This is a genomic window from Binatus soli (SeqCode), assembly GCF_050015535.1.
Lineage (GTDB): Bacteria > Desulfobacterota > Binatia > Binatales > Binataceae > Binatus > Binatus soli.
The window spans coordinates 44,706-69,299 of the sequence record NZ_JBEKBF010000005.1 but is presented as its reverse complement, the minus strand read 5'-3'; the positions used below and the strand labels follow the sequence as shown (position 1 = coordinate 69,299).

The following is a 24,594-nucleotide window of genomic DNA, read 5'->3' as shown; positions in this document are numbered from 1 at the left end:
GATTGGCGGAGGACGGCAAAAACAACGGCTCATTCGGGCTGACATATTCCGAGCCCGGCCGCGCCGCTTCGGAATTCAACTGGACCGAGGATGACGAGGAATCGCTGCGAGTGCTGAAACTCGGCGGCGCGCTCGGAATCTTCATGCTGCTGGCGTACCTTGCGTACGATCAGCATGAGTGGGGAAGGAATGCGCCGGGGATTGGCTTGCACTGGCTGACCCTGGGCGCGACCTGCCTGTTCTTCGGGCTGACGTGGACGCGCTCATTCAAGCGCCGTTGGAAATCCTTGACCCTGCTGTTTATCCTGTTTCTGATCGGGATGTTCATCCTGATCAGCCGAGCGACGGGAGACCCCGAGTCGCGCTTTGTCGCGATCATGTTATGTCCACTGGCGACCGCGGCGTTCGTGAGCTGGGGCACGCGCTGGCAGTTGGCGATGGCTGTCACATCGCTACTGGCCTACGCGGCGGGCGAGTACCTGGCGCCGATCGAAACGCCATTTGGGACGTACCGATGGATGGGTCTGATCGCAGCGGTGATCTTCGCTCAATACACGGCGATTTTCATCGGCCGATTCCGCCGCCGCCTCAAAAAACAGGTGCAGCATCTGGAGGAAGCCGCGCGGTTTCGGCAGACGCAAATCGCGACGATGGCGCATGACATTCGCAGTCCGGTCGCGGCGCTGAGCGGCTACGTCAGTCTGCTCGAGGAGGCGAACATCAGTCCAAGGGAGCGGACGGACCTGCTCGAACGAATCGCCGCGACCGCGTGGAACATGGACCTGGTGGTGAGCAACGTGCTGGACTACTACGAGGTGCAGGAAGACGACGTCATCCCGGCGCCGGCCGAACTGGATCCGAACCAGGTGCTCAGCGAAGTCGCGGAGGATTGCGCCCTGCAGGCGCGGCGGCGGCGCCTGAAGCTACGCATCGAGATCGCGCGGCTGCCGGCGTGCAAACTCGACCGGCGTCATTTCGAGCGGATCGTTAGAAACATGCTCGCGTATGCGATCGCAAGGACGGCGAGCGGCGAAGTCGTGTTGCGCGCGCGGATGCGAAACGAATCGATCGCGGTCGAGGTCACCGACAGCGGCCCGTCCCTTTCACAGGCGGAACTGGAATCGCTGTTCGAGCGCCACAGCAAAAACGAGGATCGCGGCGCGGCGCCCAGACTCGGACTGTATATAGCGCGCGCGATGGCGGAAGCGGCCGGCGGCCGGGTCGAGGCCCGCTTCGCGGACGGCCGGCGCGGCCTGACGCTGGTCGCGGAATTGCCGCTCGAAGCGCAACCGCCGAAAGCGCGCACGCCGTGAGCAAACTGCCCGACGCATCCGGCAAACTGTCCAGCGAATTCGAACTGATCGCGCGACTGAGCGCGGGAATCCGTCTCAGCCGCCGCACGATCCTCGGCGCCGGCGACGATTGCGCAATTGTTTCGCGGCCGCGGGGGCGGACGCTGTTTACGATCGACAGCCTGGTCGAGAATGTTCACTTCGATCTGCGATGGGGCACTGCGCAAGCGCTTGGTGCGCGCGCGCTCGCGGTTAACTTGAGCGACATCGCGGCGATGGGCGGGCGTCCGACTGCTTGCGTCGTGAACCTGGCCGTGCGCGAGGGAATTGCAGCGCGGACGCTCGAACGGATTTACGCGGGGCTGCGCAATGCGGCGCGCCAAGCCTCCACAGATATCGTGGGCGGCAATATTACGCGCGCGCGCGAGCTGTCGATCACGATCGCGATGCTCGGCGAGGTTGGGAGCGCTGCGATGCGACGAGATACGGCGCGTCCCGGCGACGAGATCTTCGTGACCGGCACGCTCGGCGATGCGGCGCTCGGCTGGCGCATCCTGGCGGGCAAGCTGAAGGCGCGCGGCAACGCGAAAAAAGACCGCGCCTCAAGAAAATATCTCGTCGAGCGATTTCTGCGTCCGCAAGCGCGGCTGTATCCCGGGCAACGCCTGGCGGCGCTCAGGCCCGCGCCGGCTGCGATCGACGTCAGCGACGGATTCATGCAGGACCTGGGTCACATCCTCGAACGAAGCGGCGTCGGCGCCGAGATCGACGCGTCGCGAATCCCGGTCTCGCCGGCGTACCGTGCGCTGATGGGCGGCAATCTCGTGCACGCGCTCACGGGCGGCGAGGATTACGAACTGATCTTCTGCGCGAGGCCCGGCCATAGCGAATCCGAACTGTCGCGCCGCCTGCGCGTCGGGGTGCGGCGAATCGGCGCGATCGTTCGGGGCAAGCGCGTGAAGGTGATTGGTGCTAGCGCGCCGACTATCGCAGGATGGGATCAGCTGCGATCGCGCGGCTAGATAGAAGCGATGATGTTCATGCTGCCTCTCGCGGTCCTGGCGCTTATCGTGCTGAGCGCCACGCTGGCCGCGTCCGAGACCGCGCTGTTCTCGATGGCGCGGTTGGAGCACACGCGCGAGCAGATGAGCCTTTCCGTGCAGCACGCGCTCGACCGTCTGATGCGCCGGCCGCTCGAGTCGTTGATGGTCATCATCGGGCTGAACGAAGCGTGCAACATCTTCGCCGACTGCCTGGCGACGATCATTCTGCTGGCGTGGCTCGGCGATAAATGGGGGCCGATCGTCGCGGCGCCGGCGATGCTCGTGATCGTACTTTTGTTCTGCGACATTACGCCGAAGACATTCGCACTTGGATTTCCGGCCGCGCTGACGTGGATCACAGCGCGGCCGCTGGCGGTGCTCGCCGATTTTGTTCATCCGTTCGCGCGGCATTTCACGCCACTGGAGCAAGCGCCGCGCCCGGGCCCGGTCTCCGAGGCGGAGTTCAAGACGCTGCTCAGGCTCGGCGAGAACCAGGGACAGGTTGAACCCGCCGAGCGTGCGATGATTCATCGCGTGTTCGACTTCGGCGCGCGGCGCGCGTCTGAGGTGATGACGCCGCGGGAGCGAATCTTTTCGCTCGACATCGAGATGCCGGTGGCGCAGCTGGTGGCGGAAATCGCGCACGCAAATTTCTCGCGCGTGCCGGTCTATCGCCACAGCCAGGATAACATCGTCGGAATTCTGCACGCCAAGGATTTCGCGGCGCGCCGCTTGGAGCCATCGCCGCCGCGCGTGGAGCGCCTGGTGCGGCCGGCGTATTTTGTCCCGCCGGGCAAGCTGCTCGCCGATTTATTTGACGAGATGCGCCGCGGGCGCTTCCAGATCGCGCTGGTGGTCAACGAGTACGGCCGCTTGCTGGGGTTGGTGACGCTCGAAGACCTGCTCGAGGAATTGTTCGGCGAGATTCGCGACGAGTTCGAAAGCGAAATTCCCGAGCTCACGAAAATATCCGACCACGAATGGTCGGCGTCGGGCGCAATCGCGCTGGGCAAGCTGGCGGACGCGCTCGCTCCGGCCCGCGTTATCGAAGCCTATGGCGGCGGCAAGACGCTGAGCAGCCTGATCCTGCGCAAGCTCGGGCGCGTGCCGCGCGCGGGAGAGAAGATGAGGCTCGGAGAATTCGAAGCCACCATCGAGCGCGTGCGCGGCGCGGCCGTCGAGCTGGTGAGGCTGCATCGATGACGACGGTCGGGCTGATCGTCGCGCTGGCCGGGTGCCTCGTGGTGCAGGCGTTTTTCGCCGCCTCAGAGATCGCATTGGTTTCGGCGGACGATTTGAAAGTTCGCGCCGGAAGCGAAGGCGGGCACGAGCGATCGCGAATGCTCGGCGAATTGCTGGGCAATCGCGATCGTTTGCTGGCGCTGACGCTGACCGGTACCAATCTCGCCACTATTGTCGCGGCGGTCCTGCTCACCAGCTTCCTGCATCAAATCCGGCCGCACCTGGTTTATCTCGCGCCATTTATTCTGACGCCGATTACTCTGGTGCTGGGGGAATGGATACCGAAGCTGCTGACGCTTGGAAATCCGCACGCGTTTGCGCTGTTCGCCGCGCGGCCGTTGCGTTTCCTTGCGGCCGTGCTCGCGCCGCTGCTCGGCGCAGAGACTGTTCTGAGCCGATTGCTTCGCCGTTTTGCGGGTGTGCCGCCCGATGCCGGGAGCGTGTTCCTGAGCCGCGAGGATTTAGCGCGCTTGATGCGGCGACGGCCGAGCGACGCATCCGAGCAGCCGCACGACGCCATCCTGCCCGCCGAGCAACTGATGATCAGCCGAATCTTTCGCTTCTCGCAAGCCGATGCGCGCAAGGCGATGGTGCCGCTGGTCGGTGTCGATGCGGTCCCGGAGGAAACCTCGCTTGCGGCGGCGATCGAAACTGTCCGCCGCGAGGGATTCAGCCGCATCCCGGTCTTCCGGCGTCGAATCACGGACATCGTTGGCGTCGTTCATGTTTTTGATCTTTTGCAAGCGCCCGATCTCAGCCGCCCGGTGAGCGACGTGATGCGGCCGGTCAGTTATTTTCCGGAATCGATGCCGCTCGACGAGGTGATGGTGGCGATGCAACGCACCGGGGAAAATCTGGCCGTGATCGTCGATGAGTATGGCGGCTCGGCAGGAATTCTGACGCTGGAGGATCTGATCGAGGAGATCGTCGGCAATATCGAGGACGAACACGACCTTGGCGAGGAGTTGGCCAAAATAGTCAGTCCGCGCGTGCTGTCCGTGATCGGGAGCGCGCCGATCGCGGAACTGAACGACCGCTTCGGCCTCAAGCTTTCGGAGGCGGATGAGTATGCTACGATCGGTGGGCTGGTGGTCGAACGACTCGGGCATATTCCCAAGCCCGGCGAAAAATTAATCGAGGGCGAGTTGACGATCACTGTCACGCGCAGCGACGCACGGGCGGTGCGCGAACTGATTTTGACGCTGGCGCATCCGATCCGCCCCGAACTTCTCAAGCGGCGATGACCGAAAAACGAATCCGCCAAATCCTCGACGGTGTTGCCGCGGGCAGCATGACTCCCGGCGCGGCGTTCAAACTCATCCGCGAGTTGCCGTTCGAGGATCTTGGATTTGCCAAGCTCGACAGCCACAGGAGCATCCGGCGCGGCATTCCCGAAGCAGTTTTCGGCGAGGGCAAGACGGCGGATCAGCTCGCGGCGATCGGACGGCGCGTGCTCGCGTCAGGAACGAATCTCATAATCACGCGGCTGGCCGCGGACAAGGCGCGCATCGTCAAACGCAAGATTCGCGCACTGGTGTACCATCGCGACGCGCGGATTGGCGCGGTGGTGAAGGGGCGCCGCGAGCCGTCGGGACGCGGCATCGTGATGGTGCTGAGCGCGGGCACTTCCGATATTCCGGTCGCCGAGGAAGCCGCGCTGTGCGCCGAGCTGTTCGGAAATCGGGTCGCGCGGGTTTACGACGTCGGCGTCGCGGGAATTCATCGCTTGACTGCGAACCTCGAAGTAATTCGCGAGGCGAGCGTGCTTGTTGTCGTCGCCGGCATGGAAGGCGCCCTGCCGTCGGTCGTCGCGGGCCTGGTGGATAAACCTGTGATCGCTGTGCCGACCAGCGTGGGCTACGGCGCATCGATGGGCGGGCTGGCCGCGCTGCTGGGAATGCTGAATTCGTGCGCGAGCGGCGTAACTGTCGTCAACATCGACAATGGGTTTGGCGCGGCGCTGGCGGCGACGCTGATCAACCGGGTCGGAATCGAGCGCGACGGCCACTGATGGCGAAACGCACGTCAATCACCAGCGGGCGCGCGCGCCGCGCGATCAAGATGGGCGAGCTCGCGTCGCAAGTCGGCTCCAGCTACCTGTGGAATCAACTGCGGCGGCCGTTTCTGAGCGCGCCCGCGCGCGATCGCGAGCTGCTGGAAACTCACATCCGCAACGCGCAGCGAATTGTCGAGAGCTCCAAGCAGCTTCGCGGCGCGTTCATGAAAATGATCCAGATGCTCTCGATTCGCAAGGACCTGCTGCCGGGCGAGGCGCTCGACGTGCTGCGGGCGACGCAATCGAACGTGCCGCCGATGAGCTACGCGACTATCTCGGAACAGATTCGGAGTGAGATTGGCAAGCGGCCCGAAGCGCTCTTCAGGAGTTTCGACCAGACCGCGTTTGCCGCCGCGTCGCTCGGACAGGTGCATCGCGCGGTCACGCGCGACGGTATCGACGTCGCGGTGAAGGTTCAGTATCCGGGCGTCGAGGATACGGTCGAGCAGGATCTGCAGAATCTCAAACTGCTGCTGCGCACGTTGCAGGCGCTCGGCCATGACGTGATGCGCCAGCAGATCGACACCGGCGCCGTGTACAAGGAACTCGATCAGCGCCTGCGCGAAGAGCTCGACTACGTGAACGAAGCGCGCAACATGGTGGAGTTCGGCCGGCGTCTAGGCGCGGACCGCGAAATCATGATTCCGCACTTCATCAAGGAGCTGAGTTCGCGGCGCGTGCTGACGATGACGTACATCGACGGCTATCCGCTGGCAGACGTGATGGGGCCGGAGGTCGATTTTGAATTGCGCGAATGGGTCGCGATCAAGATTCACGAGTTCGCGTGGCGGCAGATTCTGGAATTCGGGATGCTGCACACGGATTTTCATCCGGGCAACTACCTGGTGAGCCATCATCCGCGGTTGGGCGTGCTCGACTTCGGCTCGATTCGGCGTTTCCCGGAACCGGTGCGCAAGGCGAACCTGCAAGTCGCGCGCGCGATTCTGAGCGGCGACGACAAATCGCTGGCGGCGGCGATGGTCAAGCTGGGTTACCTCGATCGCAATCAGGATGCGGCGCCGATGGTCAGAATCATCCACATTTTGTTCGAGCCGATGAGGGTGGATCGCGCCGTCGATCCGCTCGAATACGATACGGTCGGCAAGGCGGCCAAGGTCGGCGAGCTTGCGCTCGAGAATCGGCTCTACAAATCGCCGGCGCACAGCGTATTTCTGATCCGCGCGCTGGTCGGGCTGGAGGGAATCACGCGCGGACTTGCGGTGAAGACCAACTACCGGCGGATCTTCGCGGATTGCGTCGAGCGAATTCTGGGATGATCGCGGCCGTCGGGGTTGACAATCCGGGGATTCTCGACGCGCTCGAGCGCCATCGCGACGTTCACTTCAGGCGTGTCGCGAGCCGGCGCGTGACCAGCGAGAAGAGCGCGCTCAAATTCATCGACGAGGTCGGATTTTGCACCGGATTCACGGCCGGGATGGGCGTGCCGTGCCTGCGCGAGGCGATCGCAGGAACGCGCGAACCCATAATGCCGGAGCACATCCAGCACGACTACGCGATCGGGATGACGTGGCGGATAAAGGACGCGTTGCCGCAGCGCCGCGCGGTTTATTACGGCAAAGCGATCGCGCGACGCCCGAGCTTCATCGCGCGCGGGATGCTGGGCGCGTTTCTTAAGGTTCGCATCGAGCCGGGCGGCTATCGGAAGCTTTACGAACGCGGGGGACTGTCGCATTGCGGCAAACTGGTGATGGACGCTCTCTCCAAGCGCGGCGCGGCCGAGACGCGAGTGCTGAAGCTGTCGAGCGGCTATGCGCAACCGTCGCGGCGGGCGGTGTTCGACCGTGCGATGGCGGAGCTGCAGGAAAAATTTCTCGCGCTCAAAGTGGACGAGCGCGCCGACCCGTTCAGCTACGTGTGGGACACGATGGAGCATCGATGGCCCGACGCGATTGCCGAGGCCCGGACGCTCACGCGGATGCAGGCGGCGTATGTAATTGTCGCCAAATATTTCGAGACAGCGGCATTCGGGATTGAGCGCGCGATCGCACGAATCCTGGGAATCGATCCGGCGCTGGTCGAAGGTGCGGCGCGCCGACTCGAGCGCGAGGGGACGATTGCGCGCGGCGTGAGAATCGACGGGCACCCGGGTGCGATTAGTCTGCTTTCCGGGTTCGCTCCTTAGTATCCGGCGCTTGTTGCCGGAGAGCTTTCAGCATTCGCGAAGCAGCGCCGAGCATCACCACTGCTCGTAGTGCACGGCGCGGCGCTCGTAGCCTGCCCCACGGAGCAGGTCGCGCAATCGAATCACACCCTTGCCGACGCCGCAGATATAGAACTGGCGCGTACGATCGGCGTCGCCGATGACCCACCGAGCCTGCGCCAACTCGAACAGGCGATCGTAGATTTTTTCGGGAGGCGCGATCACGGTCTCGTACGAAAAATTCGGCGCGGTCCGCGCGAGCTCGTCGAGTTCGGCGGCGTACAGGATATGCTCGCGATCCGGCGCCGCGTAAATCAAGTGGATCTTCGGCGGCGCACCTTCGCGCGACGATGAAGCGAGCGCCCGCTTCAGCATCGGGCGAATCGGCGCGATCGCCGTGCCCTCCGCGATAAAGCCGGCTTGCGCCTCTGGCGCGCGATCGATCGTGAAGGCGCCGAACGGCCCGCTGAAATCGATGGTGTCGCCGACGCGCCGCTCGAACATCCACCCGGCGCCGCGCCCGCCCGCGACGCGATTGAAGCAAATCTCCAATGGGCCGCGGTCTTCGGGGTCCGACGCGATCGAGTACGGGCGCGAGCGGGTTTCGTCGCCGAGCGGAATCGTTATCGAGATGAACTGGCCGGGGATAAATCGCAGATGCTTGCCGCTGGTGAGCGAGAGAAAAAGCGAGCGGGTGTCCGACGCGTGATCGAAAATCTTCTCGACCCGGGCATTCGGCGCCGCGCGCTTGCCTGCACCGGCGGGAAGCGGATCGGCCGTCATTCCTCGGCAGCCTCACTGACCTGGTTAATCGTGTAGCGCGGGATTGTGACGACGATTTCCGCGTCGGGATCCTCGATGACGGCCTGGCATCCCAGCCGTGAAGTAGGAGTGAGCCCCGGCGCCTTGTCGAGCAGATCTTCTTCCTGCTCGCTGGACTCGCCGAGCTTGTCGAATCCCTGCCGCACGATCACATGGCAGGTCGTGCACGCGCAATTGCCGCCGCATGCGTGCTCGAGATGGACACCGTGACCCAGCATCACGTCGAGTATTGAGCCCGGCTTGCCGTCGTGATGAAACGGCGCCTTGGCAGGGTCGAACTCGACTAGTTTTTCGGGGTCGCCATTTTCGAATTGGATTCGCAGTTTCGCCATCGGATTCAGGTCGTAGTTGAGATTATGCGCTGCGTCGAGACGGCGAAACCGTCCCTGCATCATTGAGGCTTGCGCGCTTGCATCTTCGCCTGATTTTCGCCATCATCTCACATCGCAGAATGGCAGGGGGAGAAGACCCAATGGCAACGCTGACCAAGCGGCAGAAGCAGCTAATCGACTACTTGAACGATTATATCAGGGAACACGGCTACGCACCCACGCTGGCTGAAGTCGGCCAATACTTCGGGCTGTCGTCGCTCGCCACCGTGCACAAGCATCTGCACAACCTCGAGCAGAAGGGGTTCATCAAGCGCCAGCACAATCACAGCCGGGCGCTCGAAGTCGCGGCGTCGGAGAAGCATGGAGCGGCCAAGGCGATCCGATTGCTCGGCACCGTTGCGGCGGGCGCGCCGATCGAGGCGGTCGAGAACAACGAAACCATCAGCGTGCCCGACGAGTTCATCCGGCGCGACGATACATTTTGTCTGCGGGTGAAGGGCGACTCGATGATCGAAGACGGCATCCGCGACGGCGATTACATAATCGTCGAAGGCCGCGACAGCGCCGACAACGGCGAGACGGTGGTCGCATTGATCGGCAACGAGGCGACGGTCAAGAAGTTCTACCGTGAATCGGGCGGACAGATCCGGTTGCAGCCGGCCAACTCCGCGATGCAACCGATCATGGTCGGCGAGGGCGACCTGGCGATTCGCGGGGTCGTGGTCGGCCTGATGCGTCACTACCGCTAAACGCCTCGCTCGCGCGGCACTACTTCAGCCGCCGTAATAACGTCATCGACAATGGAATGGCTTGCACCAAAACGCGGCAGGCGGCGGCATCGGATCGACCCGCACCCGCTTGTGCCCTTGGCCTTCCCCCCCTTCGGCCAGGTCGCTTAGGCGCGGATCTGATAGGGCGCTTTGGCGATTGGGTCCGCGATCGGGATTATGACGATAAACACGGAGCCCCGCGGAAGCGCGGTCTTGACGATAATCGTTGCGCCGAGCGCTTCCGCATTGCGCTGAACAACGGCGAGGCCCAGGCCCATTCCGCGGTGACTGCGGATGCTCGAGTGCGAAAGCTGAGCGCAGCGTTTGAATGCCTGCGCGAGCATCTCGGCCTCGATGCCGGGTCCCGTGTCGCGGACCTCCAGTTCAACTGCGGAGCCGCGTTGGGATGTTACAGCCCGGCGAATCGCGATAGTGACGCTGCCTCGATCGGTAAACTTGATCGCGTTGACCGCGAGGTTGAGCAATATCGACTTGATTGGCCGGCGCCGCGAGCGAAAAACAGTGGGCGCGGCTTCGAGATCGAATCCGATTTCAAGGCCTTTTGAATCGTTGGCAGCTTCGAGCGCCGGAGCAAGCTCTCCAATCAGATCGTGCGGGCGGATTTCCTCTTCGTATGCCGCCTCAGCCATCGCGTCCGCGACCGAAAAGTCCATCACGTTTTCGACAGTTTGGGCGAGGTCGTGCGCGTTGGCATTCATGCGCTCGATAATGTGCTTGTGGCGGTCGTCAATTGCTTCGCTCAACTCGTGGCGCAGGATGTCGAGATAGCCGAGGATCGCCTGCAACGGCGAGCGAAGCTCGTGCGCAAGATTGGCTAGTGCCTCCATGTGCAGTCCCTGCTCCCATTGAACCGCCGGCATTCTCGAGCGGATTCCTTCGCTCGCAGCCGACTCGACGGTTGCAACCGGTGCGTGACCATTATTTGACAGATTCGACAATTGCCTCTTTCCGATCCCTGGCTGGCTTCGCTACGCAGCGAATTTTCTGTGCGAGCGATGCGCGCCAATTGCTATCTACGTTGAAGCAAAGGAGCAGGGAGGTGAATCGGAAAATCACCCGGATCGCAGGGGAAAAGTACCTAGTAGGAGGGGAAAGATTACCTAGTTTTCTGGCCCGCTTGAGTCAGCTCCGCCAGCCGTATAACTATTAGTTTTCGTGTCAAAATTGTTTAAGTATAGATTTATTGTATGGCGCCGCACGCCGAGCGGGCCCCAGACTGTAAGGAGGACCTCATGCCGGGTTGGTACGAGGACAATTCACAATCCATCGGGCGCACACCGCTGATACGGCTCAACCGTACCATCGATGGGGCTGCGGCTACGGTGCTGGCGAAGGTTGAAGGGCGCAGCCCCGCCTATTCCGTCAAAGACCGAATCGGCGCCGCGATGGTTTGGGATGCCGAACGTCGTGGCCTGCTGGGCCCCGGCAAGGAACTCGTCGAGCCGACCAGTGGGAACACGGGGATTGCGCTCGCCTTCGTCGCCGCGGCCCGTAATCTCCCGCTGACCTTGACGATGCCCGATACGATGAGTATCGAGCGCCGCAAACTGCTGATCGCGTACGGCGCAAAGTTGGTATTGACCGAGGGCGCGCGGGGCATGAACGGAGCGATCGCGAAGGCCGAGGAAATCAGGGCGTCGGCGCCTGATCGCTACGTCCTTCTACAGCAGTTTAAGAACCCCGCGAATCCCGCGATTCACGAGAAGACGACCGGGCCGGAAATATGGAACGACACCGAAGGCGCCGTTGATATTTTTGTATCAGGCGTGGGCACCGGCGGCACTATCACCGGAGTCTCGCGCTACATCAAGCGCACCAAAGGAAAGCCGATTATTTCGGTCGCCGTCGAGCCGAGTGCGAGTCCCGTCATCACGCAGCAACGGGCCGGCCAACCGTTGAAGCCGGGCGCGCACAAAATCCAGGGCATCGGTGCGGGGTTCGTGCCTGAAAATCTGGACCTCTCGATCGTCGATGAAGTGGAGCAGGTCACCAACGAGGAGTCGATCGATTACGCGCTGCGCCTTGCACGCGAGGAGGGGATAATCTCGGGTATTTCGAGCGGGGCCGCCGTGGCGGTGGCCGCGCGGATGGCCAAACGTCCGCAGAACGCGGGCAAGACGATCGTCGTCATACTGCCCGACTCCGGCGAGCGGTACCTGAGTACCGCCCTGTTTGAGGGTCTCTTTGATAACTAATGGAGCGGGCAATGAACTCGCGAGATGAGCAAGACGATAAAGGCGGGATTGCAGGGTCGGATTGGAACCTTGACCGGATCGTCGCCGAGCTGCGCGCCTCCCGCGCTGGATCGCCAGAGGGAGGCAAACGCGAGGAGGCCGCCCCGCTGCCATCGAGGAAGGCGGTGGCGCGCATCATCGACGGCCTGTTCGCGGCGCTTTTTCCTACGCACTTCGTTCTGCCGGATCTTACCGACGAGGGCATCGATTACTTTGTCGGGCAGACGCTCGATGCGGCGCTGCGTTCGCTGGCCAAGCAGGTGCGCCTGGAACTGCAATTTGCATCCCGGCAACCGCACGAGGACAGTCGCGATCGAGCGCGGCAGGCGATCCGGATAACACATGAGTTTACCGCATGTCTGCCGAAGGTGCGTGCATTGCTCGAGAACGATATTTTGGCTGCCTACCAGGGCGACCCCGCGGCCAAGAGCGTCGAAGAGGTACGGGTCTGCTATCCGGGCATTTGGGCCATCACCCACCATCGCCTCGCTCACGAACTCTACCTCCTGGGTGTCCCTCTGCTCGCCCGCATCATCTCGGAGCTTGCGCACTCGGCAACCGGTATCGATATCCACCCGGGGGCGAAGATCGGCGCGAGTTTTTTCATCGACCACGGTACTGGCGTGGTCATCGGAGAGACGGCGATCATCGGCCAGCGCGTGCGGTTGTATCAAGCCGTCACACTGGGGGCGAAGAGCTTTCCGGTTGGCCATGACGGCACGCTGATCAAAGGCATCCCCAGACATCCCATCGTGGAAGACGACGTCGTGATCTATGCCGGCGCGACGATCCTCGGTCGAGTCACCATCGGCCGCGGCTCGACCATCGGCGGCAACGTCTGGCTCACGCGCAGCGTGCCGCCCGGAAGCAACATCACGCAGGCGCAGGTGCGCACCGAGGAGTTCGATGACGGCGCCGGGATATGAACGGGCGGCATCGGAGGCTGAATCAGGATTCAAGATGGAAATTCTGGCTGCAACTGGTTCACCGAGGGCTTCGACACTGCCGACCTGAAAAACGCCAAGACGTTGCTCGCTGACCCAGGCCGAAGATGAAAAGACTCACAGTCGTTCTTGCGGCCTGTGCGTTTGCGCTCTCCGCGAATCCCTCGCGCGCTGCCGGGCCGCCATCTCAGGCGCTCTCTTTCGTTGCGGAGCAGGGCTCGCCGATTTCAACCGCAGCGCCGACTTCCACACCCGGCGTCGCGTCCCAGCAGGCGCCCCAGAAGATCACCGCCTACACGCTTGCGCCGGACCGCTACCAAAAGGCGCGCGAACTGAGCCGGATTCATTTCCGGTTCAGAATCATCAGCTTTATGTACGGGCTGGTCGTACTCTGGCTGATCCTGCGGTGGAAACTTGCGCCGAAGTATCGCGATTGGGCCGAGCGTTCGTCCTTGAGGCGCGCTCTCCAAGCCATGGTGTTTTCGCCGCTCCTGATTCTGACGATGGGCGTCCTCGAACTGCCCACGGGCATTTACCAAAATTGGGTCTCGCAAAAGTACGGAATCTCGGTGCAAGGATGGAGGTCGTGGAGCTTGGACTGGGGAAAGCAGGAACTCGTCTCAGTGATCGTCGGGACGATCTTCATCATGATTCTCTACGCAGTCATTCGGAGCAGTCCGCGTCGCTGGTGGTTCTACTTCTGGCTCGTTTCGCTTCCGATCGCACTGTTCATGTTTTTCCTTCAGCCGCTGGTTGTTGATCCCCTCTTCCACAAGTTCGCGCCGCTCGTGGAGAAGGATCCGGCGCTCACGGCCGCGCTCGAACAGATGGTGCACCGGGCCGGCGAGAACATACCGAGCGAGCGGATGTTTTGGATGGGCGCGGCGGAAAAATCGACTGCGCTGAACGCGTACGTGACAGGCATTGACGGCTCGAAGCGCATCGTGGTGTGGGACACGACGATCGCCAAAATGACGACCCCACAGATCGTTTTCATCGCCGGCCACGAGACCGGTCACTATGTACTCTATCACATCCCTAAGCTGCTCGCATTTGGCGCCGCGGCCTTGTTCGTGGTCTTCTATCTGGGCTATCGGTGCGTGGGCTGGATGCTGATCCGATGGGGTGGCGGGTGGGGGATCCGCGGCCTGGATGATTGGGCATCCCTTCCCGCTTTGTTACTCCTCCTGACGATCTTTGTCTTCGTTCTGAATCCCGTCACGAACGCCGTCAGCCGTCATTTCGAACATCAAGCGGACCAATACGGACTTGAGGTGACGCATGGTCTGACGCCGGATTCAGGCCAAGTGGCGGCGCAAGCGTTCCAAGTTCTGGGCGACGTGGATCTTGCGGATCCCGAGCCGAGTCGCCTGGAGGTCTTCATGTTCTATGACCACCCATCGATCCCCGATCGGATTCGCTTCTGCCTCTCATACGATCCGTGGTCGAAGGGCGGGCAGGGTGAGTTCGTGCACTAGTGAAAGCCGGGCGTTTGATTCGTCGAACATGGCCTGCATCGCATAGCGGAACCCATCAGGCGCTGATGAAGAACATTGCGATGTCGGCGTTCAGGTTCGGGTCGTCGTGGACTTCCTGACCTGATTCGCTGTTCAGGCAGATCTCGCGCAGCACCCGGATGCCGATTGTGCGGCAGAGCTCCCGAACATCGACGATCGAAGCGAACCGACGATTCGGGGTGTCGTACCATTCGTAGCCGTAAAGCCCCGGCAGCTTGGGTGAGCGGCCCAGTTCGTAATACATCTCCCGCAGCTTGCGATAGGCGAAATTCGGAAAGCTGACGATGCCAAGCCCACCGACGCGGGTGATCTCGCGCAGGACGCCTTTGGTGTCGGCGATGCACTGCAAGGCCTGCGAGAGTACTACCACGGCGAACTGCCCATCGCGAAAGCCGGTCAATCCGCGGTTGAGGTCAGCATGGATGACGTTCAGTCCGCGGCATACGCACGCGAGCACGGCCTTCTCGTCCACCTCGACGCCCACGACGCGGGACTGGCCCCTGGCGACGAGTTCGGACATCAGTTGGCCGCTGCCGCATCCCAGGTCGAGGACGCTGCTGTCGAGCGGAATCTGGTCCACCAGGATTCGGAGGTCCACGCGGTCGCCCTGGAAAAATGTGCCGGATGATGGCGGTGGCGCCGGCTTCTGATTACGTTCGACGACCTTCGGCGTTTCGGAAAGATTGGCAAAGAAGCCGCGGACCAGCCCCCCGTAAGTCTCGACACTGTCGGCGAGCAGGAACGCGTCGTGGCCGCTCGAGCTGGTAACCTCGCAATACGAAACGGGCTTGTCCAGCGCCAGCACGGCGTCGGCGATCTCGCGGCCCTGTTCCGGCGGGAAAAGCCAATCGCTGCTGAAGCTCACCACCAGCCAGTGGCACTGCGATGGCGCGAGTGCCGTCTGCAGCGCCTCAGGCGTGTCACCCAGGTCAAACATATCCATCATCATCGACAGCGTGACGTAGCTGTTCGCGTCAAACCGCTCGACAAATCTGTCGCCCTGGTAGCCGAGGTAAGCGCCGACCGAAAACTTTTTTTCGAACGCAGTGGCGACCTGCCGCGGACGCAGGCGGCTCGGGCCGAATTTCGCGGTCATCGATTCGCGCGACAGGTACGTGATGTGCCCAAGCATCCGCGCCAGCGCCAGGCCCACCGCCGGCCCCTGCTCTCCGTAGTATCGTCCGCCGTGATAGCGCGGGTCGTGCATGATCGCATTGCGCGCGACCACGTCGAACGCCAGCGCCTGGCTGGTCAGCCGGGGCGAGGTCGCCATCGCCACGCATCCACGGACCCGTTCGGGATAGCGGGTTGCCCAGGCGATCGCCTGATGACCACCCATCGAGCCGCCGATCACCGCCAGCAGCCGGCCGACGCCGAGATGATCCATCAGCCGCCGCTGCACTTCGACGGTGTCGGCAATGGTTACGGTGGGAAAGTCCGCCGCATACTGATGGCCGGTGAGCGGGTCGATGCTGTTGGGTCCGGTAGTGCCGCGACATCCGCCGAGGATGTTGGCGCAGACGACGAAATAGCGGTCGGTATCGATGAAGCGGCCCGGTCCCACGACGATATCCCACCATCCGGGAAAATCCGCGTCGTCGTGCCGGGCGACGTGCGAGTCGCCGCTGATGGCGTGGCAAATCAGGACGGCGTTGCCGGCCGCCTCGTCCAGATTCCCGTAGGTCTCGTAAGTTACGGTGACCGAGGGCAGTTCGCCGCCGAGTTCCAGCTTGAGCGGAGTGTCGAAGGTGACCTGCCTGGCATGCAGCAGCGGCGCTGCGGAACGGACCGCGTCGCTGCTATCGAAATCGCCCTGCCCCACCTTCGCCTGATGGGCGAGCGGCTGCGTGGCACGTCTTTCCACCGGCTCGTTTACCGTTGCGAAGCTTTCAGCGCCTGATCGAGGTCCGCGATGATGTCGCGGACGTCCTCGATACCTATCGACAGACGCACGTACTCGGGCGTCACGCCGGTCTGGACCTGCTCTTCAGCCGTGAGTTGCGAGTGCGTGGTCGTTGCCGGGTGGATGATCAACGATTTCGCATCGCCGATATTCGCCAGATGGCTGAATAGCTTGACCCCGTTGATCAGCTTGACGCCGGCTTGTTTGCCGCCCTTGATGCCGAAGCCGACGATAGCACCCTGGCCGTCGGGCAGGTACTTCTTCACGTTGGCGTAATCGGGATGGCTGGGCAGACCCGGATAATTCACCCACTCCACGGCAGGATGCGTTTCCAGAAACTTCGCCACCGCCAGCGCGTTTTCGGAGTGCCGCTGCATCCGCAGGTGCAGCGTCTCCAGTCCCAGCAGCGTCAGGAAGGATCCAAACGGGCTCTGGCAGGCGCCAGTGTCGCGCAGCCAGTGGGTGCGGATGTGGAGGATGTAGGCGATATTGCCGATGGGCCGCAGCGCCTCCTCGAACACCATCCCGTGGTACGACGGGCTGGGCGCGCAGAATTCCGGCCACTTGGCCGGCTCTTTGGCCCACGGAAACTTGGCGCTATCGACAATCGCGCCGCCGATGTGGACGCCATGGCCCGCGATGAACTTCGTCGTCGAATACACGACGATGTCGAAGCCGTGTTCGATCGGACGGAACAGGGCCGCAGTGAGCGCCGTGTTGTCGATGATCGTGGGCAGGCCGTGGTGGTGCGCGAGGTCGGTGATCTTGCGATAGTCCGGCACGTCGTTCTTCGGGTTGCCGGGCGTCTCGATGTACACCGCACGGGTGTTTTTGTCCACCAGCTTGCTGATTTCGTCGGGCCGCTTGGGATCGAAGAACCGGACCTCAATGCCGAGCTGCTTGAACGTCTGCGTGAACAGCGTCCACGTCCCGCCGTATAGACTGTTGGCGGAAATGAAGTTCTGCCCCGAATGCACGATCGTCAGCAGGGACGCAGTGATTGCCGCCTGGCCGCTGGCAAACGCCAGCCCCGCGGCGCCACCGTCGAGCGCAGCCAGCCGCTTCTCCAACACGTCGTTGGTCGGGTTCATCAACCGCGTGTAAATGTTGCCGAACTCTTTGAGCGCGAACAGGTTCGCCGCGTGCTCGGTATCATTGAACACGTAGCTGGTCGTCGCATAGATCGGCACGGCCCGTGCGTTGGTGGTGGGATCCGTCTGTTGTCCGGCGTGAAGCGCAAGAGTGCCCAGCCGATAGTTGGAATTGCTGTCTGCCATTACCTTCCCCAATGGATCGATTCGATCACTTACCCGACTTTATAAGATAAGCAATGTTTTTTGATAGTCTCGCGTCAAGAACGGCCTGCGTTGGGCTGAGATCCTCACGCGGCAGTCCCTCTGGTTTGAGAAATGCCTTCGAATAGAGCGGTACTCAGGTATCGCTCGCCGGAATCGGGCAGTATGACCACGATGGTCTTGCCCTTGCTACCGGGGCGCTTGGCTATGCGCGCGGCCACCGCGACGGCGGCCCCGCACGAAATGCCCGACAGGATTCCTTCTTCGCGTGTCAGCCGCCGCGCGTATTCAATCGCCTCTTCGTTGGTGACCTGCTCGACTTCATCGACGAGCGAGAGGTCCAGGTTTTCAGGCACGAACCCCGCACCGATGCCCTGGATTTTGTGCGCACCCGGCTTCAGCGGTTGGCCGGCCCGTTGCTGCGTGATGACGGGACTGGCACTTGGCTCGACGGCGACCGAGATGATCGGCTTGCCCTCGGTTCGTTTGATGTAGCGCGAGACTCCCGTGATGGTACCGCCGGTGCCGACCCCCGACACGAAAATATCGACCGCGCCGTCCGTGTCGGCCCAAATTTCCGGCCCGGTGGTCGCTTCGTGGATGGCGGGATTGGCGGGATTCTTGAACTGCTGAAGCAAAACGTAGCGATCGGGCGCCGACGCCTTGATTTCCTCGGCCTTCGCGATCGCGCCGTTCATGCCCCGCGCGCCATCGGTCAATACGAGGTTTGCGCCGTAAGCAATCAGCAATTTGCGGCGCTCGATACTCATCGTATCCGGCATCGTCAAAGTCAGCGGTATATTGCGGGCGGACGCGACGAACGCGAGCGCGATACCGGTGTTGCCGCTGGTTGGTTCCACCAGCTCCTTGCCGGGACCCAGCAGGCCGCGCTTTTCCGCATCCCAGACCATCGCGGCGCCGATTCGGCATTTGACGGAATAGGCAGGATTGCGTCCTTCGATCTTGCCGAGAACTATCGCCAGCGCGCCGTCGGTGACGCGATTGAGCCGCACCAGCGGCGTATGCCCGATCGATCGTGAATTATCTTCGTACCAATGCGGCATCGGAGGCCTCCTGCTTCTGAAAGGCTCGTGATTTTTCCGTTCCTAGATGCACTCGATCATCGCTCGGTTATGCTTTCTTCTCCGGAAACCAATAGCCAAGTAAGATGATAGACTTATATTCTTTTATGATTTGGCGCAAGGCTCTGAGGCAGTAATTAGAGTCAATGACCCGGAACGGACGCAACGTGTGGATTATTTTCGAGTTTTCTGCGCTCGGCGCCTTGCGTGCGAGATGCCGCCGGCTCTATGGTTGCCCGGAGGACATATGCGAAATATCGACGGAGTTCGCGGGCTCAAGGACCTCTTCGTAAGCGCGGTCAACGGCGGCACAACGACCGTTGAGGAGATTCATGCCGCGATCGCCCGGCGTCCTTTCGAGGCGCTCGAACTCGACCCGGTGACCCGTGTCCCGGCGGCTGCGGTTCGGATGCTTCACGACGGAATCGCGGGCGGTGTCTACTGGGGCCTTCGCAGCCTGATGGAGTTGGCCGGGGTTGCCGCCGACTTAGCGCTAACGCCGCTCGAACAGACACAGCCCGCCGAAGAAGAGCCGTTGCCCGCCCCCCTGGATATCGCCATCAGCGCGCTGAACGGGTTCATGGGCGACCATCTGGAACGGAATAGAAACGGTTTGCGGACCCGCATGGAGTTTCGTCATGAGGGTCGAACCGTCGCCCTGGACGCCGAGACTCTGCGCCGTACATACCCGGGCGCCACCCGAAAGCTCGCCGTGTTCGTTCATGGTCTCTCGTGCAACGAGCAGATGTGGCGGTTTTACTCGGAAGAACAATACGGCGACCGCGAGACGACCTACGGATCGCTTCTTGAGCAAGACCTCGGCTACACGCCGCTCTATCTCCGCTACAATTCCGGTCTCCACGTTTCGGAAAACGGCGCGCTACTGGCCGAGAAAATGGAAGAGCTGATCAACGCATGGCCCGTCGTTGTGGAGGAGATCGTTCTCGTCGGCCACAGTATGGGCGGGCTGGTCGCGCGAAGTGGGTGCCATCAGGGCAAGCAACGTCGAAACGGCTGGATCGGTTCCGTTCGCCATATCTTCTGCCTCGGCGCCCCGCATCTTGGAGCGCCGCTCGAGAAGCTCGGGAACGTGATGGGATGGATCTTGAACCTGTCCGACCTGACGCGGCCGATCGCGAACATCGTCAACGGCCGCAGCGACGGGATCAAAGACCTGCGCTTTGGCTATCTGGTCGAGGAGGATTGGCAGGGACGAGATGCTGACGCTCTGCTGGAGGACAATCGCCATGACATCCCGTTTCTCGACTCTGCGGCGCACTACTTCGTTGCCGCAACCGTGACGGAAAGCCCGAGCGATCCGCTCGGCTTCATTCTCGGAGACATGCTGGTGAGATTTCCAAGCGCCTTGGGTCGCGCCGTGCAGCCCACGAGACGCGTTTCGTTTCGAGCCGCGAACAAGAGCCACTTGGGGATGACGACCCACCTGCGGCTTCTCAACCATTCTGCGGTCTACGATCAGATCCGATTCTGGCTTGAGCCGGCGACCGCCGCGATGACGACGCTCGGCGAAGCTGAATGAGTTGGCGCTCGGCCTTCAATCACTGCTGACAGAGAGGAGTGTTCCGTTATTCACGCTGCGTGGTTGACGGGGTTCGCTCGCGCCACTTCTATGCTCTGCCGCACAACCTTCGCCGCACCGGCTCACCGCGCAAACGTCGTCATCCAGTTCGACACGATCGCGCTTGCAAATGCGACCCGGACTAACTTATCAACTGGTACAAAAGATCGGCTGGGCTGGCTGGATTTTTATCAACCCAAACTCTCGATTATAAGGCGGAAGTTGTGAACGGGAACATCGTCGACGAAATCATCGCGCATGCTGCGGCCGAGCGCCGCAGCGCGCTTTCGGAAATCGAATCCAAGCGGATCCTCGAAGCGATCGGCATCGCAACCCAGATGCCCGAGCCGGCCCGCAGCGCCGACGAAGCGGCGGCAGCGGCCGAGCGGCACGGCTTCCCCGTCGTGCTCAAGGTGCTTTCGCCGGATGTCACGCACAAGAGCGACATCGGCGGCGTCGCGCTGGGCCTCGCTTCGAAGGTCGAAGTGCGCGAGGCCTTCGAGCGCATTCGCGCAAATCTCTCGCAAAAGGCTCCCGACGCGCGATTCGAAGGCGTCGCGGTGCAGGCCATGGCGGCGGCGGGACTGGAACTGCTCGCAGGCATCGCGCGCGATCCCCAGTTCGGTCCGATGGTGATGGTTGGTCTCGGCGGAGTGTTCGTTGAAGTGCTCAAGGACACCGCGGTCCGGATCGCGCCGATCGACAAGCGCGAGGCGTGCGCGATGCTCGCGGAGCTGCGCGGCGCTGCGCTGCTTGACGGTGTGCGCGGCGGGGCGGCGGTTGACCGCGACGCGATCGCGGAATTGCTGGTCCGGATATCCGAGTTCGCCGCGCGTCGCGCGGAAATCAGGGAAATGGACCTGAACCCGATCGCCGCCTATGCGTCGGGGCTGAGCGTGCTCGACGCCCGCATTCTGCTCGAGCGCGAGGTCAAAGACGCCGCGCACGGGCAATTGCCGGCCGCAGAAGCGGCAGCGCTTCAAGCTCGCCGCCAGGAAAAACTTCGGCGCGCCCTCAAGCCGCGCACTGCCGTTGTGATCGGCGATCGCGCCTCGCGCGATTTCATGTGGCTCCGTGCGCTCGATAACTTCAAAGGCAAGCGCTTTTCGGTGCAGCCCGACGCAAAGGAAGGCGCCGCGATCGAGGCGCTCGGCATCAGGAACTTCCGCGCCGTGTCCGAGATCGGCGAACCGATCGACTACGCGATCGCGTCCGTTCCGCGAAAGGTCGCGCCGCAGACGCTTGCCGAATGCGCCGCGGCCGCGGTCGCAGGCGTAGGATTCTTCACCGCCGGTTTTTCCGAAACCGGCGATCCGATCGGAGTGGAACTCGAAGCGGAACTGAAAAAGGTCGCTTCGCGCTCGGACATCGCGCTGGTCGGCCCCAACTGCATGGGCCTGTGCAACCCGGGACTGGGGCTGCTCAATTCCGCGAACCTGCGCGCGGGCGAACCGGGCGACGTGTGCTTCATCTCGCAGAGCGGAACGCACGCAATCAGTTTCTGCATGCAGGCTCCGGGACGCGCAATCAAGGTCGGCATGTCGGCGTCGATCGGTAATGCGCTGGTGCTGGAGGCCGCCGACTACCTCGACGTGATGGCCTCCGACACCGCGACGCGCGCGGTCGGAATCTACCTGGAGGGAGTGCGCGACGGACGGCGCTTTTTCGAGAGCCTGAAGCGCGCAACGGCGCGCGTCCCGGTGCTGGTCTGGAAGGGCGGCGTGACGGACTCGGGCGCCCGCGCGACATTTTCGCACACCGGATCGCTCGCGACCCCGGCGGCCGGATGGCGTGCGGCGATGCGTCAGAGCGGTGCGGTCGAAGTGGCGGGGCTCGAACCGATGCTGGACGCGATGGAATTGTTGACCCGCGCCCGGCCCGTGAGGGGCCGCGCGATGGCGCTGGTCGCGATGACCGGCGGACAGTCGGTGGTGATCAGCGACACGTTTGCGAGTTATGGGCTCGAAGTTCCGGCCTTGTCGGAAGCTTCGTACGCCGAGTTCAAGAGCTTCTTCCAGGTGATCGGCGGCAGCTACCGCAATCCGCTTGACGCCGCGTGGACGCTCGGACCCCGCGCGGCCGGCGGCCAGGATAATGTCGATCGCGTACTCGACATTCTCGACCGCGATCCGGCGGTCGACGCGATCGTGATGGAGTTCAGGCCGGGACTGGCATTTGGCGGCTTGAGACGCCCGATCGACGTCAAGGACAACATCCCCCTGCTGGATCGGCTCGCCCGCTTCGCACAGCGCGCGCACAAGCCGTTCGCGCTCGCGACCGAATCGCAGCACGTGCCGCCCGACGTGCGCGCTGGAATCGCGGCCAGCGCAAGCGCGCTTGCACGCGAGCGCGGACTGGCGACCTTCGACACGTTCGAGCGCACGGCGGCTGCGTTTCGCGCCGCGGCTGAGTATTTCGAGCGCGCGGGAACCTCGGCAAAGGGACTGACCGCTATGAGTTGATGATATCGGAGACCCAATGGAAATTCCGGTTCCATCCGTCATGAAGCAAAAGCCCGCATGGCTTCGAGAGCTCTTCCCATGGGAGCAGAAAACGCTGCGCGTCAACGGCCGCAACATGGCCTACCTCGACGAGGGGAGCCGTGGCGCGCGGCCCGTGCTGCTCCTGCACGGAAATCCCACGTGGGGATTCCTCTACCGCGACTTCCTCGACCCGCTGGTCAAAGCGGGCTACCGCGCCGTTGTTCCCGATTGGATCGGGTCGGGCTACTCCGACCATCCGCGCGTCGACGCCGCGCTTACGCTGGCCCATCATATCGCCGACCTGGTCTCGCTAATCGACCAGCTCGATCTGCGCGGCTTCGTGATCGTCGGACAGGACTGGGGCGGCCCGCAGGGCGTGGGAGCGGCTCTGCAAAGACTCGATCGACTCGCCGCACTGGTCCTCATGAACACCTGGCTTTACACCGATTACGTCGGCAAGTTCCATCAGTCGCCGCTCCCGTGGACTACCTGGCATGCGCCGCTAATCGGTCAACTCCTGATGAAGCGCTTCAAGGTGCTCTCCCATGCGGGACCTTCGGCGATAACCAGGCGCGGGATGACGGACGCGCAGAAGCGGGGCTATCACCACGTGTTCGACGAACCCGATTCCGATCACGTCGTGCTTACCTGGCCGAGGACGATCCCGCTTCGCGAGGGCGACCGCGGATGGGCCGACATGACGATGATCCAGCGCCGACTGCCCGAGCTGGCCCGCACGCCGACCCTGCTGCTGTGGGCGCCGGAGGACGCCGTCTTCCCGATCGAGTACGCGAATCGGTTGAAGGAGCTGATGCCGCACGCCGAGGGGCCGATCCTGTTCGAGCGGGCCTCGCATTTTCTCCAGGACGACCGCGGACCCGACCTGGTCGCCGCAATCATCCCGTTTCTCAATTCCGCGGCGGGGAATCGCGTATGAACTTTGTGACGCCGAGCGCGGACGAACTCGCCGGCTTGCGCGCCGACCCTCTCCTCTGGGAGCAGGAGCTGGACACGCGGCCTGAAGTGGCCGAATCGCTCGAACGTGCGGCGGGCAAGCGCGCGGGGATGGTCTACTGGCGATCGAAGAACGGCCATCTGTACGCGCTCGAACTCGCGGACCTGGGGCGCGGCCGCCCGTCGATGGCGATGGTCTACGGCTTCTGGAACCGCTACGAGCCGCGTCCGCCCGAAGATCGGATCGACCAGGATCTGATCGATTTCTGCCTGTGGGTTGCGCAGATCTGCGACGGCCTCAACCCCGAGCATCTCTCGCGCGTCCTGACCTTCGCCGGCCACCCCGTCGCATGGCCGCGACCGTGAAACCCCGCCACGCCGCCGCGCTCGCGCTTGTGGGCTGGTATCTGATCCTTCCTCCTCAGGCCAGTCACCTTGATCCGCAGTGTTCTAAATCTTCGTTAACAACGATCCAGCAGAAAAAGTGCGATTCTGAAGCGGTTCAAATAGTGCTCGACGCCCCGTTGGCCAAATGGCAGGCCTTTACCTATTGGCAAAACTTGAGTGATTGCGAAGCCGATAAAAAGTCTTCAGACACCCCCGAAGAAACCTCACTGATGAAACGAGCATGGGGAGATTTATCGAAGCAAACGGGAATCAGCCCGGATGCCTATGCCGCTGCCCGCCACCGTATGCAGAATGCGGGCAAGTGCATTGCGACAGATAAAGCTCGTGCTTTAGGAATCGAGGGTCCGGCACCGAGGATGGCCCCAACCGACGGCTCCCGCCTCAAGGGAAATTAAGACACTCGCCATCTGAAACTCAGACACTCAGCCCCGAATTAAGACAGCGCCCTGCACCGAC

Annotated in this window: 22 protein-coding genes; 16 read left to right on the top strand and 6 right to left on the bottom strand. The window is 62.7% G+C overall.

Going from position 1 to position 24,594, the window contains the following annotated elements:
• Positions 1–2: 2 nt before the first annotated feature.
• The 7 genes from ABR989_RS05055 to ABR989_RS05025 are packed head-to-tail and all read left to right on the top strand — an operon-like array spanning position 3 to position 7,776.
• Positions 3–1,313: a sensor histidine kinase gene (locus ABR989_RS05055; protein WP_428126153.1), complete on the top strand. Its 1,311-nt coding sequence runs from the start codon at positions 3–5 to the stop codon at positions 1,311–1,313.
• Positions 1,310–2,314: a thiamine-phosphate kinase gene (gene thiL, locus ABR989_RS05050; RefSeq protein WP_428126151.1), complete on the top strand. Its 1,005-nt coding sequence runs from the start codon at positions 1,310–1,312 to the stop codon at positions 2,312–2,314. Before ABR989_RS05055 ends, thiL begins: the two co-directional genes overlap by 4 nt.
• Before the next feature lie 12 nt (positions 2,315–2,326).
• The gene (locus tag ABR989_RS05045) at positions 2,327–3,538 is read left to right on the top strand and encodes a hemolysin family protein (protein WP_428126149.1); all 1,212 of its coding nucleotides are present in this window, start codon (positions 2,327–2,329) and stop codon (positions 3,536–3,538) included.
• A complete protein-coding gene (locus tag ABR989_RS05040) occupies positions 3,535–4,821 on the top strand; it encodes a hemolysin family protein (protein ID WP_428126147.1) in 1,287 nt (428 codons plus the stop codon). Before ABR989_RS05045 ends, ABR989_RS05040 begins: the two co-directional genes overlap by 4 nt.
• Positions 4,818–5,588 (top strand): nickel pincer cofactor biosynthesis protein LarB, encoded by a 771-nt coding sequence (larB, locus tag ABR989_RS05035; protein WP_428126146.1) that lies wholly within the window; start codon positions 4,818–4,820, stop codon positions 5,586–5,588. The genes ABR989_RS05040 and larB overlap by 4 nt, the downstream gene beginning before the upstream one ends.
• Positions 5,588–6,910, top strand: coding sequence for an ABC1 kinase family protein (locus tag ABR989_RS05030; RefSeq protein WP_428126144.1), 1,323 nt, complete (start codon positions 5,588–5,590; stop codon positions 6,908–6,910). Before larB ends, ABR989_RS05030 begins: the two co-directional genes overlap by 1 nt.
• Positions 6,907–7,776 carry an AlkZ-related protein gene (locus ABR989_RS05025; protein WP_428126143.1) on the top strand — a complete coding sequence of 290 codons (870 nt, stop codon included), beginning with the start codon at positions 6,907–6,909 and terminating at the stop codon, positions 7,774–7,776. The genes ABR989_RS05030 and ABR989_RS05025 overlap by 4 nt, the downstream gene beginning before the upstream one ends.
• A 54-nt stretch (positions 7,777–7,830) precedes the next feature.
• Here ABR989_RS05025 and ABR989_RS05020 read toward each other — a convergent pair whose 3' ends face one another.
• Together ABR989_RS05020 and ABR989_RS05015 are read right to left on the bottom strand one after the other, a co-directional pair.
• Complete coding sequence (locus ABR989_RS05020) at positions 7,831–8,577, bottom strand: ferredoxin--NADP reductase (protein WP_428126142.1); 747 nt, start codon at positions 8,575–8,577, stop codon at positions 7,831–7,833.
• Entirely contained in the window at positions 8,574–9,011 is a 438-nt protein-coding gene (locus ABR989_RS05015) for a 2Fe-2S iron-sulfur cluster-binding protein (RefSeq protein WP_428126140.1), read from the bottom strand. The genes ABR989_RS05020 and ABR989_RS05015 overlap by 4 nt, the downstream gene beginning before the upstream one ends.
• A gap of 77 nt (positions 9,012–9,088) precedes the next feature.
• Between ABR989_RS05015 and lexA the strand changes: the two genes are divergently transcribed.
• Positions 9,089–9,697, top strand: a complete 609-nt coding sequence (gene lexA, locus ABR989_RS05010; protein ID WP_428126139.1) for a transcriptional repressor LexA — start codon at positions 9,089–9,091, stop codon at positions 9,695–9,697.
• A 146-nt stretch (positions 9,698–9,843) separates the two neighbouring features.
• On the opposite strand, the gene ABR989_RS05005 is transcribed toward lexA, so the two are convergent.
• Positions 9,844–10,677, bottom strand: a complete 834-nt coding sequence (locus ABR989_RS05005; protein WP_428126137.1) for a sensor histidine kinase — start codon at positions 10,675–10,677, stop codon at positions 9,844–9,846.
• A gap of 294 nt (positions 10,678–10,971) precedes the next feature.
• Between ABR989_RS05005 and cysK (ABR989_RS05000) the strand changes: the two genes are divergently transcribed.
• The 3 genes from cysK (ABR989_RS05000) (at position 10,972) to ABR989_RS04990 (ending at position 14,395) form a co-directional block, all read left to right on the top strand.
• Entirely contained in the window at positions 10,972–11,934 is a 963-nt protein-coding gene (cysK, locus tag ABR989_RS05000; RefSeq protein WP_428126135.1) for a cysteine synthase A, read from the top strand.
• Positions 11,935–11,945: 11 nt separating this feature from the next.
• The gene (epsC, locus tag ABR989_RS04995; protein ID WP_428126134.1) at positions 11,946–12,899 is read left to right on the top strand and encodes a serine O-acetyltransferase EpsC; all 954 of its coding nucleotides are present in this window, start codon (positions 11,946–11,948) and stop codon (positions 12,897–12,899) included.
• 125 nt (positions 12,900–13,024) lie between these two features.
• A complete protein-coding gene (locus ABR989_RS04990; RefSeq protein ID WP_428126132.1) occupies positions 13,025–14,395 on the top strand; it encodes a M48 family metallopeptidase in 1,371 nt (456 codons plus the stop codon).
• Between the two features lie 55 nt (positions 14,396–14,450).
• Here ABR989_RS04990 and metX read toward each other — a convergent pair whose 3' ends face one another.
• The 3 genes from metX to cysK (ABR989_RS04975) form a co-directional block, all read right to left on the bottom strand.
• Positions 14,451–16,298: a homoserine O-acetyltransferase MetX gene (gene metX, locus ABR989_RS04985; protein WP_428126131.1), complete on the bottom strand. Its 1,848-nt coding sequence runs from the start codon at positions 16,296–16,298 to the stop codon at positions 14,451–14,453.
• 8 nt (positions 16,299–16,306) lie between these two features.
• Positions 16,307–17,614 (bottom strand): O-acetylhomoserine aminocarboxypropyltransferase/cysteine synthase family protein, encoded by a 1,308-nt coding sequence (locus ABR989_RS04980; protein WP_428126130.1) that lies wholly within the window; start codon positions 17,612–17,614, stop codon positions 16,307–16,309.
• 104 nt (positions 17,615–17,718) lie between these two features.
• Complete coding sequence (gene cysK / locus ABR989_RS04975; RefSeq protein WP_428126129.1) at positions 17,719–18,696, bottom strand: cysteine synthase A; 978 nt, start codon at positions 18,694–18,696, stop codon at positions 17,719–17,721.
• A gap of 265 nt (positions 18,697–18,961) precedes the next feature.
• On the opposite strand from cysK (ABR989_RS04975), the gene ABR989_RS04970 reads away from it, so the two are divergent.
• The 5 genes from ABR989_RS04970 (at position 18,962) to ABR989_RS04950 (ending at position 24,533) form a co-directional block, all read left to right on the top strand.
• The gene (locus tag ABR989_RS04970) at positions 18,962–20,254 is read left to right on the top strand and encodes a lipase family alpha/beta hydrolase (protein ID WP_428126128.1); all 1,293 of its coding nucleotides are present in this window, start codon (positions 18,962–18,964) and stop codon (positions 20,252–20,254) included.
• Between the two features lie 263 nt (positions 20,255–20,517).
• Entirely contained in the window at positions 20,518–22,755 is a 2,238-nt protein-coding gene (locus ABR989_RS04965) for an acetate--CoA ligase family protein (RefSeq protein WP_428126127.1), read from the top strand.
• A 16-nt stretch (positions 22,756–22,771) separates the two neighbouring features.
• Entirely contained in the window at positions 22,772–23,713 is a 942-nt protein-coding gene (locus ABR989_RS04960) for an alpha/beta fold hydrolase (RefSeq protein ID WP_428126126.1), read from the top strand.
• A complete protein-coding gene (locus ABR989_RS04955) occupies positions 23,710–24,096 on the top strand; it encodes a hypothetical protein (protein ID WP_428126125.1) in 387 nt (128 codons plus the stop codon). Before ABR989_RS04960 ends, ABR989_RS04955 begins: the two co-directional genes overlap by 4 nt.
• The gene (locus ABR989_RS04950) at positions 24,081–24,533 is read left to right on the top strand and encodes a hypothetical protein (RefSeq protein WP_428126124.1); all 453 of its coding nucleotides are present in this window, start codon (positions 24,081–24,083) and stop codon (positions 24,531–24,533) included. Before ABR989_RS04955 ends, ABR989_RS04950 begins: the two co-directional genes overlap by 16 nt.
• Positions 24,534–24,594 lie beyond the last annotated feature (61 nt).